At 70.1% G+C, this 18,644-nt stretch carries 16 protein-coding genes and 1 pseudogene; 2 read left to right on the top strand and 15 right to left on the bottom strand.

Going from position 1 to position 18,644, the window contains the following annotated elements:
• Positions 1 to 135: 135 nt before the first annotated feature.
• The 11 genes and pseudogenes from VGT06_10865 to alr all read right to left on the bottom strand — a co-directional run bounded on the left by VGT06_10865 (position 136) and on the right by alr (position 12,119).
• Positions 136 to 603: a VanZ family protein gene (locus VGT06_10865; protein HEV8663621.1), complete on the bottom strand. Its 468-nt coding sequence runs from the start codon at positions 601 to 603 to the stop codon at positions 136 to 138.
• A 1-nt stretch (position 604) separates the two neighbouring features.
• On the bottom strand, positions 605 to 2,293 hold the full coding sequence (locus tag VGT06_10860) for a proline--tRNA ligase (GenBank protein HEV8663620.1): 1,689 nt from the start codon (positions 2,291 to 2,293) through the stop codon (positions 605 to 607).
• Positions 2,294 to 2,381: 88 nt separating this feature from the next.
• A complete protein-coding gene (locus VGT06_10855; protein HEV8663619.1) occupies positions 2,382 to 2,753 on the bottom strand; it encodes a (2Fe-2S) ferredoxin domain-containing protein in 372 nt (123 codons plus the stop codon).
• A gap of 180 nt (positions 2,754 to 2,933) precedes the next feature.
• Positions 2,934 to 4,016 (bottom strand): annotated as a pseudogene (gene ispG, locus VGT06_10850) (flavodoxin-dependent (E)-4-hydroxy-3-methylbut-2-enyl-diphosphate synthase).
• 23 nt (positions 4,017 to 4,039) lie between these two features.
• Positions 4,040 to 5,416 carry an RIP metalloprotease RseP gene (gene rseP / locus VGT06_10845; GenBank protein HEV8663618.1) on the bottom strand — a complete coding sequence of 459 codons (1,377 nt, stop codon included), beginning with the start codon at positions 5,414 to 5,416 and terminating at the stop codon, positions 4,040 to 4,042.
• Between the two features lie 13 nt (positions 5,417 to 5,429).
• Positions 5,430 to 6,599: a 1-deoxy-D-xylulose-5-phosphate reductoisomerase gene (locus VGT06_10840; protein HEV8663617.1), complete on the bottom strand. Its 1,170-nt coding sequence runs from the start codon at positions 6,597 to 6,599 to the stop codon at positions 5,430 to 5,432.
• Complete coding sequence (locus tag VGT06_10835) at positions 6,596 to 7,498, bottom strand: diguanylate cyclase (GenBank protein HEV8663616.1); 903 nt, start codon at positions 7,496 to 7,498, stop codon at positions 6,596 to 6,598. The genes VGT06_10840 and VGT06_10835 overlap by 4 nt, the downstream gene beginning before the upstream one ends.
• A 176-nt stretch (positions 7,499 to 7,674) precedes the next feature.
• Positions 7,675 to 8,043: a septum formation initiator family protein gene (locus VGT06_10830; GenBank protein ID HEV8663615.1), complete on the bottom strand. Its 369-nt coding sequence runs from the start codon at positions 8,041 to 8,043 to the stop codon at positions 7,675 to 7,677.
• Positions 8,043 to 9,341: a phosphopyruvate hydratase gene (eno, locus tag VGT06_10825; GenBank protein ID HEV8663614.1), complete on the bottom strand. Its 1,299-nt coding sequence runs from the start codon at positions 9,339 to 9,341 to the stop codon at positions 8,043 to 8,045. The genes VGT06_10830 and eno overlap by 1 nt, the downstream gene beginning before the upstream one ends.
• A complete protein-coding gene (locus VGT06_10820) occupies positions 9,338 to 10,759 on the bottom strand; it encodes a phosphoglucomutase/phosphomannomutase family protein (protein HEV8663613.1) in 1,422 nt (473 codons plus the stop codon). The genes eno and VGT06_10820 overlap by 4 nt, the downstream gene beginning before the upstream one ends.
• 100 nt (positions 10,760 to 10,859) lie before the next feature.
• Complete coding sequence (alr, locus tag VGT06_10815; protein HEV8663612.1) at positions 10,860 to 12,119, bottom strand: alanine racemase; 1,260 nt, start codon at positions 12,117 to 12,119, stop codon at positions 10,860 to 10,862.
• A 377-nt stretch (positions 12,120 to 12,496) separates the two neighbouring features.
• On the opposite strand from alr, the gene groES reads away from it, so the two are divergent.
• Positions 12,497 to 12,790, top strand: coding sequence for a co-chaperone GroES (gene groES / locus VGT06_10810; GenBank protein HEV8663611.1), 294 nt, complete (start codon positions 12,497 to 12,499; stop codon positions 12,788 to 12,790).
• 42 nt (positions 12,791 to 12,832) lie between these two features.
• Complete coding sequence (gene groL, locus VGT06_10805) at positions 12,833 to 14,467, top strand: chaperonin GroEL (protein HEV8663610.1); 1,635 nt, start codon at positions 12,833 to 12,835, stop codon at positions 14,465 to 14,467.
• A 206-nt stretch (positions 14,468 to 14,673) separates the two neighbouring features.
• Here groL and VGT06_10800 read toward each other — a convergent pair whose 3' ends face one another.
• The 4 genes from VGT06_10800 to VGT06_10785 form a co-directional block, all read right to left on the bottom strand.
• Positions 14,674 to 15,165 carry a hypothetical protein gene (locus VGT06_10800; GenBank protein HEV8663609.1) on the bottom strand — a complete coding sequence of 164 codons (492 nt, stop codon included), beginning with the start codon at positions 15,163 to 15,165 and terminating at the stop codon, positions 14,674 to 14,676.
• 289 nt (positions 15,166 to 15,454) lie between these two features.
• Positions 15,455 to 16,162 carry a DUF554 domain-containing protein gene (locus tag VGT06_10795; protein HEV8663608.1) on the bottom strand — a complete coding sequence of 236 codons (708 nt, stop codon included), beginning with the start codon at positions 16,160 to 16,162 and terminating at the stop codon, positions 15,455 to 15,457.
• 257 nt (positions 16,163 to 16,419) lie between these two features.
• Positions 16,420 to 18,132: an iron ABC transporter permease gene (locus VGT06_10790; GenBank protein ID HEV8663607.1), complete on the bottom strand. Its 1,713-nt coding sequence runs from the start codon at positions 18,130 to 18,132 to the stop codon at positions 16,420 to 16,422.
• Between the two features lie 21 nt (positions 18,133 to 18,153).
• On the bottom strand, positions 18,154 to 18,644 hold a 491-nt coding region (locus tag VGT06_10785; GenBank protein HEV8663606.1), incomplete at its 5' end, for a TOBE domain-containing protein.

Here is an 18,644-nt window from a genome sequence, read left to right as displayed (position 1 = left end):
AAACGGGGGGGCAGCGGCCCCCTCTTCCGCCGACTCCAAGGAGTCCAAGACGCCGGCGAAGGACTAGCCGCCACCGGCGGAATCTCTTGAGAAGCGCCCGGGCCGGGGAACCCCCCGGCCCGGCGTGTTTCAGCCTTAGCGGCGCGCCAGCGCCGCGCGCGCCTCCGCGCTCCCGCGCAGCAGGAGGACGGCGGCGGCGGCGCCGGCGGCGTCGATGGCCATGTCCACGATGCTCCCGCTCCGGCTCGCCACGAAGGCCTGGTGGCCCTCGTCCGTGACGGCGTACGCCACCGCCACCAGGAGCGCGAGGCGCCCCGCCTCCGGGGCCCAGGCGGCCGTCCGGTAGGCCCGGGCCCGGTACCAGAGGAGCGCGAGGACGGCGTACTCCGTGAGGTGCCCGACCTTTCGGAGGCCCCCGTGCAGGAGGTCGAGCGTCTCCGGCGCGGCCCAGGGGAAGAGCCGGGCCAGGAAGGGGAGCAGGAACCGCCCCGTCTCGCCGCTGGAGAAGAGGTCGGTCGAGAAGAAGAAAATCACGCCCATCCAGAGGAGGGCCGGCCCGTAGCGGAGAAGCGAGACAGGGAGCGCCCCCGGGCCGCCCCGCACCCTACGCCCCCCGGAGGAGGGCCCGGAGCCGCGGCAGGATCTCCCCTTCCGGGAGGGCCCACTCCTGCCCGTCCCGCCGGCGGCGGATCTCCACGAGGCCGTCCCGCACCGCCCGCGTGCCCACCGTGACCCGGTAGGGGATCCCCAGCAAATCGGCGTCCTTGAACTTGACCCCCGGGCGCTCGTCCCGGTCGTCGAAGAGGATCTCGAGGCCGGCCGCCTCCGCGGCCCCGTAGAGGCGCTCCCCCACCTCCGCCATCGCCGCCTCCTTCATGTTCACCACCACCAGGTGGACGGCGAACGGGGCGATGGTCTCGGGCCAGATGATCCCGCTCTTGTCATGGTTCTGCTCGATGGCCGCGGCGGCAATCCGCGCCGGCCCGATCCCGTAGGACCCCATGACGATCGGCCGCTCCTGCCCCGCCTCGTCCAGGTAGACCGCCTTCAGCGCAGCGGAGTACTTCGTCCCGAGCTTGAAGATGTTGCCGACCTCGATGACCCGCTCGACCGCGAGCGGCTTGCCGCATCGGGAACAGCTCTCCCCCGGCAGGACCGCCCGGAGGTCCGCGAAGCGCGCCGGGAAGTGCTTCCCCGGGACGATCCCTCGGACGTGCGTGTCCGGCTTGTTGGCCCCCGCGACGTACACCCCCTCCCGGAGGGCCTCGTCGGCCAGCATGGGGAGCCGCTGCCCGACCGGCCCCAGGAATCCCGCTTCCACTCCCGCGTACTCCTTCACCTCATCCCGGTGGGCCGGCCGGAACTCCCCCAGGACGCGGAAGAGCTTCCGCTCGTGGAGAGCGTGATCCCCCCGGAGGCAGCAGAGCACCGGCCCCTCCCGTCCCACGACCATCAGGGTCTTCAGCGTGAGGCGGGGATCGATCCGAAGGAAGGCGGCCACCTCCTCGATGGTGCGGGCGCCCGGGGTTGCCACCTCCTCCGGGCCCGTCCAGCCGGGCGCTTCCGGGGGCAGCGGCCGGGAGGTGGCCAGCTCCAGGTTGGCGGCGTACCCGCACGCGGCGCAGAGGGCAACCTGGTCCTCGCCGGCCGGGCTTGCCGCCATGAACTCGTGGGCGCCGGCTCCGCCCATCATGCCCGGATCGCTCTGCACCACGTGGTACCGGAGGCCGCAGCGGTCGAAGATCCGACAGTAGGCCTGCCGGTGCAGCTCGTAGGCCTTGTCCAGGGCCGCCGCGTCCACGTCCAGGGAGTAGGAGTCTTTCATCAGGAATTCCCGGGTCCGGAGAACCCCGCTCTTCGGCCGGGCCTCGTCCCGCTCCTTCGTCTGGATCTGGTACCAAATCTGGGGCAGGTCCCGGTAGGAGCGGATCTCCTTCGCGGCGATCCAGGCGATGACCTCCTCGTGGGTCATCCCCAGGCACATGTCGCGCCGGTTTCGGTCCTTGAGGCGGAACATCTCGTCGCCGATCGCCTCCCACCGGCCGCTCTGTTGCCACAGCTCGGCAGGATGCAGGACCGGCATGGTGAGCTCCTGCCCCCCGATCCGGTTCATCTCCTCCCGGAGGATGGCATTTACCTTGTCGAGGACCCGCTGGCCGAGCGGGAGGTAGACGTAGATCCCCGCGGCGAGCTGGCGGACGAATCCCCCGCGGACCATGAGCTTGTGGCTCACGGCCTCGGCATCGGCCGGGTCCTCCTTCAGCGTCGGGATCAGCGAGCGGGACCAGCGCACTCTGCTCCCTCGCGACCGGGCCCCCTAGTGCCGGGCCAACTGACGTCGCCTCATTTGGCCCGGCACGGGAGGCGTCGTGTGAGTGACACTAGCCTTGTCCCCGGCGGGTGGCGGCGGCCTCCTGGGCCGCCATCATCTTCTCCGCGTTCTTGTTCTTCCCCGGCGGGGCGACGTACCGGAGGCGCGCGACCGGGCGGCCGCACACCAGGTGCTCATCGAGGATCTCGGGCAGGTCCTCGAACCGGACCCCACAGTACCAGACGTTCTCCGGGTAGACCACGATCATGGGACCGTTGCCGCACTGGTCGAAGCAGCCGCTCTTGTTGATCCGGACCCGGGCGCCGAGGCCATGGGCGCGCAGGCCGTCCCGGAGCCACTGGACGTAGGAGGGCGTGTCTCCCTGGAGCGGGCAGGTCTCCCCGCCCGTGCAGACGAAGACGTGCCGCTCGTATTGCCCCATCCTCTCCCCCGGCCCGGCGGGAACAGAAAGGGAGGAACCCGGCGGCTCCTCCCCTCCCCGCGGCTCCCGCGGGCGTCAGTCGTTCGAATAGAAGACCTGGAGCGGGTCGTCGGGCGGGAAGGCTCTGGGGGCCGTGACCGCCACCCCGGTCCCGGGATCGGCTTCCTCCAGGAGGCCCGCCGCCGCCATCCGCTGGATCTCCTCCACCAGGGCGTCGGCGAGCTCCGCCTCCTTGACCTTCCGGATGATCTGCCCCTTCTTGATCAGGATCCCCACCCCGTTGCCCCCGGCGATGCCGATGTCGGCGCCCCGCGCCTCCCCCGGCCCGTTCACCGCGCAGCCCATGACCGCCACGTTCAGCGCCTTATGGATTCCGAGGGCGGCCAGGCGCTTCTCCACCTCCTTGGTGAGGCCGAGCAGGTCAATCTCCACCCGGCCGCAGGAGGGGCAGGAGATGACGTTCATCCCCCGCTGCCGGAGGCCGAGGGCTTTGAGGATCTCGAAGCCGGCTTTGATCTCCTCCACCGAGTCCTCGGTCAGGGAGACCCGGATGGTGTCCCCGATCCCCTCGGCCAGGAGAGTCCCGATCCCCACGGCGGACTTGATCGTCCCCGCGAAGGCGGTCCCGGCCTCCGTCACCCCCAGGTGGAACGGGTAGTCCACCTGCCCGGCCAGCAGCCGGTAGGCCTGGATCATCATGAGGGGGTCGGAGGCCTTCAGGGAGATCTTGATCTCCGGGTACTGGCACTCCTCCAGGATCCGGATGTGCTTGAGGGCGCTCTCCACCATCGCCTCGGGCGTGGGCTCGCCGTCGCGGCGGAGGAGCTCCTTCTCCAGGGAGCCGGCGTTCACCCCGATCCGGATCGGGACCGTCCGCTCGGAGGCTGCCCGCACCACCTCCATGACCCGCGGCTTTCCCCCGATGTTGCCGGGGTTCAGGCGCAGGCAGTCCACCCCCGCCTCGAGGGCCTTGAGGGCCAGCCGGTAGTCGAAGTGGATGTCGGCAATGAGCGGGATCCGGATCTGCCGCCGGATGGCCGGAAGGGCCGCCGCGGCCTCCGCGTCGGGGACGGCCAGCCGGACGATCTCGCAGCCCGCCGCCTCCAGCGCCCAGATGGCGTCCACGGTCGCGGTCACGTCCCGGGTGTCGGTCTTGGTCATGGACTGGACGGAGATCGGGGCGTCCCCACCCACCCGGACGGGGCCGACCTGGATCTGCCGCGTCTTGCGCCGGATGATCGGTTGCGTCGCGCGTCCTGCCATGGGCGTCCTCGCGGGCAAGCGGTCTAGAATCCGAAGACCCGGAAGAGGTCGTTGTACAGAGCGAACACCATGATGGCGGCCAGCACGACCAGGCCCACCTTCTGGGCCATCTCCCGCCGGCGGACACTCACCGGCTCCCCTCGAATCGCCTCGATGGCGGCGAAGAGGAGGTGGCCCCCGTCCAGGATCGGGATGGGGAGGAGGTTCAGGATCGCCAGGTTGATCGAGATGGCGGCGGTGAACGTCACCAGGTAGAGGAAGCCCTGTTGGGCCTGTTCGCCGGCCATCAGGACGATGGTGAGGGGGCCGCCGATGGTCTGGGCGGGCAGCGCCCCCTGCAGGAGCTTTCCGAGGAACCAGAGGACGGTCACCGATACGTCCACGGTCCGGCGCACCCCCTCGGTCAGCGCGGCCAGCGGACTCAGCCGCTCGAAGGCGGGGCCGATCCCCAGGTCCCAGACCTGCGACTCCTTCCGGACGACCTCGCTGATCGGCTCGATGCCGATGAGGCCGATCTCCCGCCCCTCGGGGTCGTCGGGCGGGCGACTCGGGCGCGGGGTGACCGTCACCTCGAACCGCTCCGCCCCCCGCTGCACGGCGAGGGTCACGGGCCGGCCCGCACTGGCATGGATGACCCGGGCCAGGTCGGGCCAGGTTTCCACCGCCTGCCCGTTGATGGCGACGATCCGGTCCTCCCGCTGGAGGCCGGCCGCCTCTGCCGGGAATCCCGGCGTGACCCGTCCCACCTGGGCCGTCAGGACATGGCTCACGACCATCTTCGCCACCGGGGTCACCTGCACCGCCCGGGTCTCCCCGGCGCGCTCCACGGTGAGGCTGACGGGCACCCCGCGCCCCTGCTGGATGTGGGAGGCGATCTCTTCCCACCCCCGGACCGGGTCCCCGTCCATGGCCCGGATCCGGTCCCCTTCCTTCAGCCCGGCGGCGGCGGCTGGCGAGCCGACGGCCGGGGGGCCGAGGACCGGCTCCGGGAGAGGCCGGCCGACCGCCATGAAGATCACCCAGAAGATCACGACAGCCAGGAGGAAATTCGCCCCCGGCCCCGCCAGGATGATGAGCGCCCGCGCCCAGACCGGCTTGTGCGCGAAGGACTTGGCCAGATCCAGGGGCCGCCCTTCGGCGTCCGTGGCGGTCCCGTCGAGCCCCTCCCGCACTTCCCGGGGGTCCTCCCCCACCATCTTCACGTAGCCGCCGAGGGGGATGGCCGAGAGGAGGTACTCCGTCTCCCCGACCCGGAACCCCCAGAGCCGCTTCCCGAATCCCAGGGAGAACTTCAGGACGCCGACCCGGAGGCGCTTGGCCACCAGGAAGTGGCCCAGCTCGTGAATGAAAATGAGGACGCCGAGGGTGATGATGGCGGAGATGATCATCCCGGGAGTCATGGCCGGGGTATCCTCACGAGTGGGCGGCCTGGGCGCAGCCGTAGCGGGCGAGGAGCGCGGTCCGGACTTCGCCGTCGGCGGCCAGGACCTCCTCCACGCTCCCCACCGGCCGGACGGGGTGGCGGTCCAGGGCCTCGGCGATGAGGCGGGGGATGCCGGTGAAGGGAATCACCTCCCGGAGGAAGAGGCCGACGGCCACCTCGTTTGCCGCGTTGAGGACCACCGGGGCGGTCCCCCCGGCCCGGGCGGCAGCGTAGGCGTACCCCAGGCAGGGGAACCGATCGTGGTCCACCTCCTCGAAGCTGAGGCTGGCCACGCGGGCCAGATCCAGCGTCGGGAAGTGGTTGGGGAGGCGTTCCGGATGGGTGAGGGCGTACAGGATCGGCAGCCCCATGTCCGTGATGCTCAACTGGGCCAGCAGCGAACCGTCCACGTACTCCACCAGGGAGTGGACGATGCTCTCGGGGTGGACCAGGACCCGGATCGCCTCGACGGGGAGACCGAAGAGCCAGTGGGCCTCGATGACCTCCAGCCCCTTGTTCATCAGGGTGGCGGAGTCCACGGTGATCTTCTTCCCCATGGTCCAGCGGGGGTGCCGGAGGGCCTCCCCGGGCGTGACCGCCGCGAGGGACTCCTTCGGCCGGGTCCGGAACGGGCCGCCCGAGCCGGTGAGGATGACCGACCGGAGGCACGCCCCCCCGCCCCGCTCGAGGCACTGGAAGATGGCCGAGTGCTCGCTGTCGACGGGGAGGAGCCGAACCTTCCGCCGGGCCGCCTCGGCCGTGATCAGCTCCCCGGCGGCTACCAGGGCCTCCTTGTTGGCCAGGGCGACCGTCTTTCCCGCCCGCACGGCGGCGAACGTGGGCAGGAGTCCCGCCGCCCCCACCACCGCAGAGAGGACCAGATCGGCCTCGGGCTCGGTGGCAACCCGGAGGAGCCCGGCCTCTCCCCAGAGGATCTCGGGTCCTGCCCCGTCCAGGCGGCTCCGGAGGGCTGCGGCCCCCTCTGCCGTTCCCACCGACACGAGGGAGGGGCGGAAGGCCCGCACCTGCTCCGCGAGGCGCTCCAGGTTGTCGCGGGCGGCCAGGCCGACGACCCGAAACCGCTCCGGGTGGCGGGCGGCCAGGGCAAGCGCTTGGGTCCCGATGGACCCGGTAGAGCCCAGGATGGCAATCCGTTTCACGGGAGGTCTTTCACGCCCACGCCGTCCCGGGACGTGGACTTGATTAAATACATCGCCTGGTCGGCGTGGCGGAGGAGCTGGTCCGGGGCCATCCCGTCTTGGGGGAAGGTCGCGAGACCGAAGGAGGCGGTGAGCTGGACGGCCGCCCCCTCGCTCACCAGGAACCGGTGTTCCTTCACCGCCTCCCGGAGGCGGTTCGCCACCTTCAGGGCCCCCCGCCGGTCCGTCTCCGGCAGCGTGACCACAAACTCGTCCCCGCCGAAGCGGAAGATCTTATCGCTCCGGCGCAGGTGCTTCTGGACGAGGCCGGCCACCTCCATCAGAACCTTGCTGCCGCAGAGGTGGCCGTAGGCATCGTTGACGCTCTTCAGGTGGTCCAGGTCCATGAAGAGGAGGGAGAAGGGGCGCTCGTAGCGGCGGGCCCGCTCCAGCTCCTCCTCGATGTGGCGCTCCATGAACCGCCGGTTGTACGCATCGGTGAGGTCATCGCGGAAGGCCTCCTGCCGGAGGACGGCGTTGGCCTGCAGCAGACGGGCCCGCTCGGCGCCATTGCGGAGGACCCAGTCCACCTCGGCCGCCGCGAGTGGCTCCTCCAGGACCTGGTAGGCCCCGCGCTTGAGGGCGCCGGCCCTGAACTCCGGGTCCGTCCCCGGTCCGACGACCACAACTGCCTGCTCCGGCCGGACCTGCAGGAGGCGATCCAGGAGGTCGAGCGGCCGCGTCGCGGCGCCGCCCACGAGGAGGAAGACCAGGGCACAGGGGCTCCGCTCGATCCCGGCGAGTGCCGCGCCCAGGTCCGCGACCGTCTCCGCCCCGTATCCGGCTTCCGCGACCGCCCGGGCCAGGCTCTGTCGGGCCTCCTCGGTGCCTCCCAGAACCAGGACCCGCTCCTCAGGCACGCGCCCCGCCCCCCTCGGGGGACCCGGCCCGGATCCCCCGGCCCCGCGAGATCAGCCGCTCTCTCCCCGAAAACCCCTTTAGTGTAAAGGACCGGATGCAGTGCCGCAAGCCCTTTCCCCCCACGGTTCCCCGACCCACGCGCACGATTTCCCGGGGGCCGGCCACCCCGTGTCCCCTACCAGGTTGCCGGGGCATCGCCCTCCTCCGCGGACGATCCCGGGGGAGGGGCAAAGCGATAGATCACCTCTCCGGGCCGGACGAGCCCGAGCTTCCTCCGCGCGATCTCCTCCAGGCGCGTCTCGTCCTGCTGGAGAGCCCCCACCTCGAGCCGGAGACGGGCGTTCTCGGCCCGGAGGCGCTCGATATCCTGGAGGAGGCTGGCCCGCTGGCGGGAGAGCCGGTAGATCCGGATGAGGGAGCCGTCACCGGAGAGGGAGACCAGGAGGAGCGCGAGGGCGAATCCGCCCAGCAGCAGGAGGAGCCGGCGGCGGCGCCCACCCTCCCGGGGACCCTCCCACCCCTCCTGCTCGGGGGGCCGCGGCATCACGCCCCTCGCCCGCCCGCCCCCCTCAGGGGAGCCCGCCCGGCGAAGAGGGCCGCCTCACCCAGCTCCTCCTCGATGCGGAGGAGCCGGTTGTACTTGGCCACCCGGTCCGTCCGGGAAACCGATCCCGCCTTGATCTGCCCCACCCCCGTGGCCACGGCCAGGTCGGCGATCGTCGTGTCCTCCGTCTCGCCCGAGCGATGCGAGATGACGGCGGCGTAGTTTGCCTGCGCCGCGATCCCCACCGCCTCCAGGGCCTCGCTGAGGGTGCCGATCTGGTTCACCTTGATCAGGATGGCGTTCGCCACGCCTCGGGCGATCCCTTCCCGCAGAAGCGTCGGGTTGGTGACGAACAGGTCATCCCCCACGAGCTGGACCTGCCTCCCCAGCCGCGCCGTCAGGAGCGTCCATCCCTCCCAGTCGTCTTCCGCGCACCCGTCCTCGATGGAGACGATCGGGTAGCGCTCCACCCACCCGGCGTAAAACTCCACCATCTCCGCCCGGCTGAGGACCCGCCCCCCTTCCCCCGCCAGCCGGTAGCGGCCCTCCGCGTAAAATTCGCTTGCAGCGGGATCCAGCGCCAGCGCGACCTCCCGACCGGGGGCGTAGCCCGCGCGCTGGATGGCCTCCAGGAGCACCTCCACCGCCTCCTCATTGCTCCGGAGGTTGGGGGCGAACCCCCCCTCGTCCCCCACCCCGGTGGCGTGCCCCCGCGCCCGCAAGGCCGCCCGGAGGTGATGGAAGATCTCGGCCCCCATCCGTAACGCCTCCCGAAAGGAGGGGGCCCCCACGGGCATGACCATGAACTCCTGGAGATCCACGGTGGTGTCGGCGTGGCGCCCGCCGTTCAGGAGGTTCAGCATCGGGACCGGGAGCGTCCGGGCGCGCGCCCCGCCCAGGTAGCGGTAGAGGGGGAGGCCGACCTCGTCGGCGGCGGCGTGGGCCGTGGCCAGCGAGACCCCCAGCAGGGCGTTCGCGCCGAGGCGCCCCTTGGTGGCGGTGCCGTCGAGGGCACAGAGGGCCTGGTCCAGCCGCGCCTGATCCAGCCCCTCCAGGCCGATGACCTCGGGGGCGAGGACCGTGTTCACGTTCGCCACCGCGCTCTGCACCCCCCGGCCCAGGTAGCGCTTCGGGTCCCCGTCCCGGAGCTCGAGAGCCTCGCGCTCCCCGGTGGAGGCGCCGGACGGGACCGCCGCCCGCCCCCGGGACCCGCTCTCCAGCAGGACCTCCACCTCCACGGTCGGGTTCCCTCGGGAATCCAGGATCTCCCGGGCGTGGACCTCCACGATCTCGCTCATTGCGAATCCAGGAGCGCGCGCCCCGCCGCCTCGAGGACATCCAGGCGCTCGTGCGAGGACGCCTCCACGTAGAGCCGGACCATCGGCTCGGTACCCGAGGGGCGAAGGAGGACCCAGCTCCCGTCCTCCAGGAGGAGCTTCGTGCCGTCCAGCCGGTTCACCTCGGCGACCCGCCGCCCGCCAAGGGTCTCCGGTGGGTCGGCGAGGACTGCCTGCAAGCGCTCCTCGCCCGCCGGGGAGAGGGGGAGGTTGACCCGCCGGCAGAGGACGGTTCCCACCGCCCGGTAGAGATTCTGGAGAAGGGCCGCGACCGACAGCCCGCCGCTCGCCGCGACGAGCTCCGCCGCCAGGAGACACGCCAGGATCCCGTCCTTCTCCGGGACATGTCCCCGCACGGTGAGGCCGGCGCTCTCCTCCCCGCCCAGGAGGATCTTCCCCTGGGTCAGCAGGTCGCCGATGTACTTGAAGCCGACCGGCGTCTCGTAGACCGGCACCCCCCGGCGACGCGCCGCGGCGTCCACCAGGTGGCTCGTGGCGACCGAGCGCGCGACCCCTCCCTCCCACCCCCTCGTCCCGGCCAGATAGTCCAGCAACAACCCCAGGAGGTAGTTGGGCTCGACGAAGGTGCCGTCGGTGTCCAGGAGGCCGAACCGGTCGGCGTCGCCGTCGGTGGCGAGGCCCAGGTGCGCCCCCGTCTCCCGGACGGCGCGGGCGAGATCCGCCAGGTTCTCGGCGCTGGGCTCGGGCGTCCCGCCCCCGAAGAGCGGGTCGCGGGACGCGTGGATGACCGTCACGTCGCAGCCGGCCTCGCGGCAGAGGGTATCCAGGTAGCCCCGTCCCGTCCCGTACAGGGGGTCCACGACGACCTTGAGGCGCGCGCGCCGGAGGCACGGGATGTCCAGGAGCGCGAGGACGCGCTCTCTGTAGGGAGGGGACGGATCGGTGGGGGTGATCGGAGCGGCCGGGGGGCCGGCGAGGGCGGCCGGGGGAAGGGGTGGGCCCTCCAGGAGCCGGTTGGCCTCGGCCTCGATGGCGGCCGTCACCTCCGGGAGGGCCGGGCCGCCCGAGGCCATGGAGAACTTGATGCCGTTGTACTCGGGGGGATTGTGGCTAGCGGTGATGTTGAGTCCCCCCGCCGCGTTCCGGTGCTGGATCTCCGTCGCGATGGCCGGGGTGGGCGTGTCCCGGCTGCAGAGATAGACCGGCAGCCCCCGCACGGCCAGCCCCGCCGCCGCCTCCCGAGCGAAGGCCTCCGAGAGAAACCGGGTGTCGTACCCGACCACCACCCCCCGTCCGGCCAGCCCACTCTCCTTCACGTAGCGGGCGATGGCGGCGGTGACGATCCGGGCCCGGGCAAAGGTGAAATCCTCCGCCAGAATCCCCCGCCAGCCCGAGGTGCCGAATCGGATCGGGGGCACGGCGCGCCTCCTCCATTCTGCCCCCCCTGCCCCCCCACAAGCCCGCAAAGCCCAAAAAATTCCGAAGGTTGGCCGAGAATACTGGGCGCCTTCAGGCTTGTCAAGGTGCCCGGCGCCGGGAGGGACGCCGGCCCGCACGCCGGGAGCGAGGCGCTCTCTTCGGGCGTTCTCCTGGGGGGGCCTCCCCACGCGCTCCCGGCGCGCCTTCTCCCACATACACGCGCGGGACCCGGGGGGTGATGCCGCAGAGGATCTCGTAGGAGATGGTATCCGCCAGGCCGGCCCACTCCTCGGCGGGAATGACCTCCGTTCCCTGTGCGCCGAGGAGGACAACCGGGTCCTCCTCGCTCACCTCCGGGATGCCGGTGACGTCCACCATGACCATGTCCATGCAGACCCGACCCACGACGGGAGCCCGCTTGCCCCGGAGGAGGACCGCACCCCGGTTGCTGAGGAGGCGGGGAAAGCCGTCCCCGTACCCGACGGGCAGGGTGGCGATGCGCATCCGAGCCGGCGCGACGAAGGTGCACCCGTAGGAGACGGTGGTCCCGGCCGGGACCCAACGCACCTGAGCCACCCGCGTCTCCAGGGTGAGGGCCGGGCGGAGAGGGATGGGGGGCGACGCGTCGGGCGACGGGGGACAGCCGTAGAGGGCGATGCCGATCCGGACCAGGTCCAGGCGGGCTTCGGGCAGAGCGAACGTCGCGGCGCTATTGGCGGCGTGGCGGAGGAGGGACGGACCCGCCCGCAGATGCGCAGAGGCCAGGGCCTTGTGAAAGTGCCGGAGCTGCTCCCGGGCATGGGCAGCTTCCGGCGCGTCGGCCGCCGCAAAGTGGGTCATCACGCCCCCCAGGCGAAGTCCCGGGAGCCGGCCGATGACTCCCGCGAGCGCGGCCACCTCCTCCACCGGGACCCCGACCCGCCCCATCCCCGTCTCTACCTTGAGGTGCACCGGGAGGGTGCGGCGCGCTTTCCGGGCCGCGCGGGAGAGGGCCTCTGCGAGCCGGGTCGAGTGGACCATCTGGTCGAGGCCCGCCCCAGCCACCAGCTGCGCCTGGGCGGGTACCGTCGGCCCGAGGACGAGGATGGGGGCCGTGATCCCGGCTGCCCTGAGGGCTACCCCCTCCTCCGGAAGGGCCACCCCGAGCCATTCGGCCCCTGCCCCAAGGGCCGTCCGGGCCACGGGCACCAGGCCGTGGCCGTAGGCGTCCGCCTTGACGACCGCCATGAGGCGGACGCCCTTTCCCACCAGGGCCTTGATATTCCGGACATTGTGGGCGATCGCTCCGAGGTCCACGACGGCCCTGGTGGGCCGGAGCTGGGTATGTGACACCTGGATCCCGATACGATCTATCGCCATTTATGTGAGATCAGAGGAGAAAAACGAAGAAAAATCAAGAAAGAGATTGATCCTATCGTATCCATTGGACTCTTCCCACAGTCTTTGGTGTCCCTTGGAGTTTTTTCCTCTTGATTTCTGGACATATTGGAAGTACTTTAAGCCGTGCTGGCACTCGCTTGATGAGAGTGCCAACAACGGAACTGGGGCCATTCTGCCGAGGTGGTCCTGATCGGCCGCATCCTAGCACGACGGTGGAAGCCGCCAACACATAATGTTGAGGAGGTGAGACCGGCACGAAGTGGTGCACCGGCGGTTCGGCATCACGCCCACCGCCGGGGGGCGGAACGGGGTTGGCGAACTGATCTAGAGACCTGGAGAAGGGAGGGGGCAGGACCATGGCACGAAAGATTCAACCTCTCCACGACCGCATCATGATCAAGCGGCTGGAGGAGCAGGAGGTCAAGAAGGGCGGCATCATCATCCCGGACACGGCGAAGGAGAAGCCCCAGGAGGGGGAGGTCATCGCGGTGGGCCCCGGGAAGCGGGACGACCACGGCAAGCTCATGCCCCTGGACGTCAAGGTGGGGGACAAGATCCTCTTCGGGAAGTACTCCGGGTCCGAGGTGAAGCTCGGCGACGAGGAGTACCTGATCATGCGGGAGGAAGATGTCCTCGGGATTCTGAAGTAAGCGGCCGCCCGCCCGGCGGCTCCACCAAGGAGGACCAGCCCGATGCCAGCCAAGCAGCTCAAGTATGACGAAGAAGCGCGGCGCGCCATCCTGCGGGGCGTCGAGAAGCTCGCCCACGCGGTCGTGATCACCCTCGGCCCGAAGGGGCGCAACGTCGTCCTCGACAAGAAGTTCGGCGCCCCCGTCATCACCAAGGACGGGGTCACGGTCGCGAAGGAGATCGAGCTCGAGGACCCCTTCGAGAACATGGGGGCCCAGATGGTCAGGGAGGTCGCCTCCAAGACCTCGGACGTGGCCGGGGACGGGACCACCACCGCCACCGCGCTCGCCCACTCCATCTTCCGGGAGGGGATGAAGAACGTGACCGCCGGCGCGAACCCCATGGCGCTGAAGCGGGGGGTCGAGAAGGCGGTCGAGGCGGTGGTAGAGGAGATCAAGAAGCTCTCCAAGCCCACCAAGGGCAAGAAGGAGATCTCCCAGGTCGCCACCATCTCCGCCAACAACGACAAGGCCATCGGGGACCTCATCGCCGATGCCATGGAAAAGGTGGGGAAGGACGGCGTCATCACCGTGGAGGAGGCGAAGGCGATGGAGACCACCCTCGAGGTGGTCGAGGGAATGCAGTTCGACCGGGGCTACATCTCCCCCTACTTCGTCACCGACCCGGAGCGGATGGAAGTGGTCCTGGAGAACCCCCTGATCCTCATCCACGAGAAGAAGATCAGCAACATGAAGGACCTCCTCCCCATCCTGGAGCAGATCGCGAAGATGGGGAAGCCCTTGCTCATCATCTCCGAGGACGTGGAGGGAGAGGCCCTCGCCACCCTGGTCGTCAACAAGCTCCGGGGGACCCTCTCCACGTGTGCGGTCAAGGCCCCCGGCTTCGGCGACCGCCGGAAGGAGATGCTGAAGGACGTCGCCACCCTCACGGGCGGCGAGGTCATCTCCGAGGAGCTGGGGATCAAGCTGGAGAACATCCGCCTGGAGGACCTCGGCAAGTGCAAGAAGGTGGTGGTGGACAAGGAGAACACCACGCTGATCGAGGGGGCCGGCTCCCAGAAGGAGATCGAGGGACGGATCAAGCAGATCCGGACCCAGATCGAGGAGACCACCTCGGACTACGACCGGGAGAAGCTCCAGGAGCGGTTGGCCAAGCTCGCCGGCGGGGTCGCCGTCATTAAGGTCGGGGCGGCCACCGAGGTGGAGATGAAAGAGCGGAAGGCCCGGGTGGAGGACGCGCTCAACGCCACCCGCGCCGCGGTCGAGGAGGGGATCGTCCCCGGGGGCGGGGTGGTCCTTCTGCGGGCGGGGAAGGCCCTCGAGGCCCTCAAGCTCGAAGGGGACGAGAAGACCGGGGCCGAGATCGTCCGGCGGGCCCTCGAAGAGCCGATCCGCCAGATCGCCGAGAACGCCGGTACCGAAGGCGCCATCGTGGTTCAGAAGGTCCGGGACGGCAAAGGGGCCTACGGGTTCAACGCCGAGACCAACGCCTTCGAGGACCTGATGGAGGCGGGGATCATCGACCCCACCAAAGTCACCCGGGTGGCGCTGCAGAACGCGGCCTCCATCGCCGCGCTCCTCATCACCACCGAGTGCCTGGTGACGGAGATTCCCGAAAAAGAGAAGACGCCTCCGATGCCGCACGGCGGCGGCGGCGGCATGGGTGACATGTACTAGCCTGCAGAACGCGAGGATGCGTCAGGGGGTCCCCGGCAGCCACCCGAGCAGCCCCCTGTGGTGATACTTCGAAGCCCCCGGTCGCGCCGCGGCCGGGGGCTTCGGCTTTCGGTGCGCCGGCCGAAGGGGCCGCCCCCCGGCCCTAAAGCCGTACGCCCCGGCCGGAGAGCCAGGGCGCAGCGAACGGTCGGGGGCGGGGGGGTGCCTCACATGGTCTTGCGGCTGGTAGCCGAAGCGTAGCCTCCCTCGAGCAGGCCGCTCAGGTCGCTCAGGGTCGCCCCCTCCACCTCCACGTAGGCCCCGGAGGGCGTCCCCTGGGTGACGAATCCCTCGTCCACGTGGGTCTCCGGAGCCTCATCCTGCTTCCCCACGGTCACCAGGATCATCGGGTCTTCGATCAGCGACCAGGTATCCTTGCCATTCCGGGCGTCCAGCACAATCAGGACGAAGGCCGGGTCCGTGGGCTCGAGCCCCCGCATCAGCAGCACGGGGAAGTCGGGGTTTCCCCAGAGGCGCCCCTGCGCCACGGGGGTGAAGTGGCGGAGCGTCTCAGCGTCGGTGAAATCGGGGATGGCGTTCGGGAGGGAGCGGGAAGTCGCTTCCTCTTCGACGGACGGGGGCTCGCCGGCAGCCGCTGCGGGGAGCCCTGCGACGGCGGCGGCGAGGAGCAGCGTCAGGCCAGCGACGGTCTCCTTCACTGCTTGCCCTCCGGTATCGTGCGGGGTCACCCCGCTCGGGTTTCGGAGTCAACTGGTCTCCAACCTTTAGATAGCAAGTTGTGTGCCAGGGATTCGCGGAGCAGGGAAGGTGGGGGATCCGAACCGGAACTCTACACAAAGTGGGCCCTTCGCGGGGAACCTCCCCTACCTGCTCCCCTCGGAGCGGCCCCGCGCTTCCGCGGAACGTCACGAGCGGGTGCGAATTTGGTCGCGGGCGGGCGGAGAGAGTCGGACAGGTCCGGGACCGGGGGCTTGGGGATTCGAGTGCTCAGAAGAGGGGGGCTGCTCGCTCGAGTGTCCAGGCGAGGAGGCCGGCCAGGAAGAGGCCCGGGAGCATGTTCGCCACCCGGAGCGTCGCCAGGCCCCAGATATTGACCGCGAGGCACGCGATCATGAGCCCGCCAGTGGCGGTCACCGCCTGCACCACCGGGGGGGTCATCACCTCCCGGAGGCCGCCCGCCGCTACCGTCAGGGCCCCCTGGTAGAAAAAAACCGTCCCGGCCGCGAAGGTGGTCCCGAACCCGAGGCTGGCAGCGATGGCGGTGGAGGAGATCCCGTCCAGGACCGCCTTCGTGAAGAGCAGGGTGGCATCTCCCTGGAGCCCGTCCTGGAGGGAGCCCAGGATCGTCATGGGCCCCACGCAGAAGAGGAGACTCGCCGTGACGAAGGCCCGCGCGAACTGGTCATTGCCCGGGCGGGCGAAGCGGCGCTCCAGGCGCTGCCCGAGCCGGTCGAGACCCCCCTGAATGTCCAGCAGCTCTCCCACGATCGCCCCTCCGGCCAAACTGAGGAGGACCACGATGATCTTCCGCCCGGAGTCGGCCGCCAGCCCCATCTGCAGGCCGATGAGGAGCGTCACCGCCCCCACGGCCTGCATGGCCACTTCCTGAACACGGGGGGGGAAGCGCCGCTTGAGGAGGACCCCGACCGTGCTTCCCACCAGGACCGTTCCGGTGTTGACCAGCGTCCCCAGCATCCCGGCTCCGTGAAGGGTACACGCACCGGCCCGCGCCGGCGGGCCGCGCCACCTGGGGCTAATGGAAACGAGGCAAATTGTGTGACGCAGAGTCCGGGTGGCGCCGGATGCCGCCCGACGGCCCCCGGTGCGGAGGGGGGGCCCATCGGCGCTTGGCCGATGGGGGGAACCACGGGAGGGTTCCCCCGAGGGGCCGGGGGCCGGGGCGGCGCCGGCGACAGGACCCGGACGTGGTCACGCTGATTCTGTCGTTTGTGTTACCCGAACATCCCCCCCATCCGGGCCCCGGCGACCCGATTGACCAGGGCGAGGCTCAGGGCGGCCACGACGATCAGGATAAAGGAGAGGGCCGCCGCCTCGTTCGCGGAGCCGGCGATGTAGAACGTGAAGATCCCGACCGTCATCGTCTCCCAGCCCCCGAGATTGAGGAAAATGGTGGCCGAGGCCTCCTGCAGGGAGGTCATGAAGGAGAAGAGGGAACCCACGAGGATCCCCTTCCAGATCATGGGGAGGGTAATATCCCAGAACGTGCGGAGCTTACTCGCCCCCACGCTCCCCGCCGCCTCTTCCAGCGACCGGTGGACCAGGAGGAGGGAGCTGAACGACCCCCGCACCGTGTACGGCAGCCGCCGCACCGCCAGGACGAGCGGCATGATGATCCAGAGGCTCGTCAGCCCCACCGTCAGGCCGGGGAGGGGGGCGTGGAAGGCCCGGATGTAGGCGATGCCGATGGCCGTCCCCGGGATGGCCAGGATGAGCGTGTTCAGGGCATCCAGGAGCCCCCTCCCGGGAGCCTTCGTCCGGCCCAGGATCCAGGCGATCGGGACGCCGACGGCGATGCAGAGGGCGACGGCCAGACCGGAGTAGAGGAAGGAGTTCAGGATGTACTTGGGGGTCTCCGCCGTCACCCGCGTGAAATAGGCGAGGGTGTACTGGAGGGGGAAGGGGGTGAGGGACCAGGCCCTGCCGAAGGCGGCCAGCGTGACCCCCAGGAACGGGATGAAGGCGAGCAGCATCAGCAGGCTGAGGAAGGCGACCGCCAGGGCCTGCCTCCCGGGGGAGAGGCGGCGGCGCTCCACCCGGGAATAGGCCAGGGAGGAATAGTCCTTGATGGCCACGTACTGCTTGGCGGCGAGGAGGAAGACGATCGCCAGCATCACCATCAGGGCGGAGATGACGATCCCCATCCGGAAGATCCGCCGGTCCACAAACTGCACGATATTGAGGTAGGCCTGGGAGGCGAGCAGTTCGTGGACCCCCACCACCAGCGGGGTGGCGAAGTCGGCGAAGGTCCAAATGAAGACCAGCAAGGCTCCCGCGACGTACCCCGGGGTGGTGAGCGGGAGGGTGATGGTCCAGAGTTTGCGCCAGCCCCGGGAGCCGACCGACTCCGCCGCCTCCTCGAGGCTGCGGTCGATCTTCGCGAGCGCGTCCAGGACGTTCAGCGTGATCATGGGGAAGAGGTGCAGGGTCTCCACCAGCAGGACGCCGTGGACCCCGTACATGAAATTGATGGGGTGCCGCAGCCCGAGGTAGTCCATGAGGAGGACGTTCACCGTCCCCGCGCGCCCCAGGATGAAGACGAACCCGAGGACCCCCACCAGCGGGGGGGAGATGATCGGGAGGAGGGTGAGGTACGAGAAGAGGCCCCGCCCTGTGAACTCGTAGCGGACCAGGAGGATCGCGACCGCGATTCCCACCACCGAGGTGGTCAGGACGGTCCCAAAGCCGAGGAGGAGCGAGTTCACCAGGGAGCGGAGGTAGAAGGCGTCGGTGAAGAACTCCCGGAAGTTCTCCAGGGTGAGGGCACCGGCGTCGTTGGAGAAGGCGTCGTAGAAGAGGCGGAGGAGCGGGTACAGGAGGGTCAGGAGGAGAAAGCCCCAGATGGCCGCGAAACCGCCGACGGCGGCGAGGCGGGTCCGGATGCGCGGGGCCGCTGCCGCCGCTGGGAGGGCAGCAGGCTCACCCATAGGGCCTCCGGCTGGCTGCGCCTAGGCGGGAACGGGGAGGGTGCCTTCAGCCGGCAAGAGGACGGTCACGGACACCCCCACCTCCAGCCGCTCGTGACGCCAGGGATCCCGGACGTCCACCTTCAGGAGGGTCCCGCCCGCCGCCTCCACGTCATAGCGAAGGGTGTTCCCCAGATAGGAGGCGAAGGCGATCTTGCCGGGGATCCGGTTCTCCTTCCCTCCGTCTCCCCCTGCCGGGGCCAGGGAGGCGTTCTCGGGGCGGACGGAGAGCAGGCACCGGTCGCCGGACTTCAGGCCCAGGCGCCGGAGGGCCTGAAGCTCCCCCAGGGCCGTTTGGACCCGGAGCAGGCCATCCCGCTCTCCCGCGACGGTTCCCGGGATGAGGTTATTCACCCCGATGAAGTCAGCCACGAAGGGGGTTGCCGGCTCCTCATACAGTTCCCTGGGGGTCCCGACCTGGAGGAGCTTCCCTTGATTGAGGACGGCGATGCGATCCGAGAGGGAAAGGGCTT

This window comes from Candidatus Methylomirabilis sp. (assembly GCA_036000645.1).
Lineage (GTDB): Bacteria > Methylomirabilota > Methylomirabilia > Methylomirabilales > JACPAU01 > JACPAU01.
The sequence above is the reverse complement of the archived record's forward strand: the minus strand, read 5'-3'. Positions and strand labels throughout refer to the sequence as shown.

Bases quoted from the DNA above. Each gene is read 5' to 3' on its own strand.
- VGT06_10855 (HEV8663619.1), bottom strand. From the start codon at position 2,753: ATGGGGCAATACGAGCGGCACGTCTTCGTCTGCACGGGCGGGGAGACC.
- rseP (HEV8663618.1), bottom strand. From the start codon at position 5,416: ATGACTCCCGGGATGATCATCTCCGCCATCATCACCCTCGGCGTCCTC.
- VGT06_10830 (HEV8663615.1), bottom strand. From the start codon at position 8,043: ATGCCGCGGCCCCCCGAGCAGGAGGGGTGGGAGGGTCCCCGGGAGGGT.
- eno (HEV8663614.1), bottom strand. From the start codon at position 9,341: ATGAGCGAGATCGTGGAGGTCCACGCCCGGGAGATCCTGGATTCCCGA.
- alr (HEV8663612.1), bottom strand. From the start codon at position 12,119: ATGGCGATAGATCGTATCGGGATCCAGGTGTCACATACCCAGCTCCGG.
- groES (HEV8663611.1), top strand. From the start codon at position 12,497: ATGGCACGAAAGATTCAACCTCTCCACGACCGCATCATGATCAAGCGG.
- groL (HEV8663610.1), top strand. From the start codon at position 12,833: ATGCCAGCCAAGCAGCTCAAGTATGACGAAGAAGCGCGGCGCGCCATC.
- VGT06_10795 (HEV8663608.1), bottom strand. From the start codon at position 16,162: ATGCTGGGGACGCTGGTCAACACCGGAACGGTCCTGGTGGGAAGCACG.
- VGT06_10790 (HEV8663607.1), bottom strand. From the start codon at position 18,132: ATGGGTGAGCCTGCTGCCCTCCCAGCGGCGGCAGCGGCCCCGCGCATC.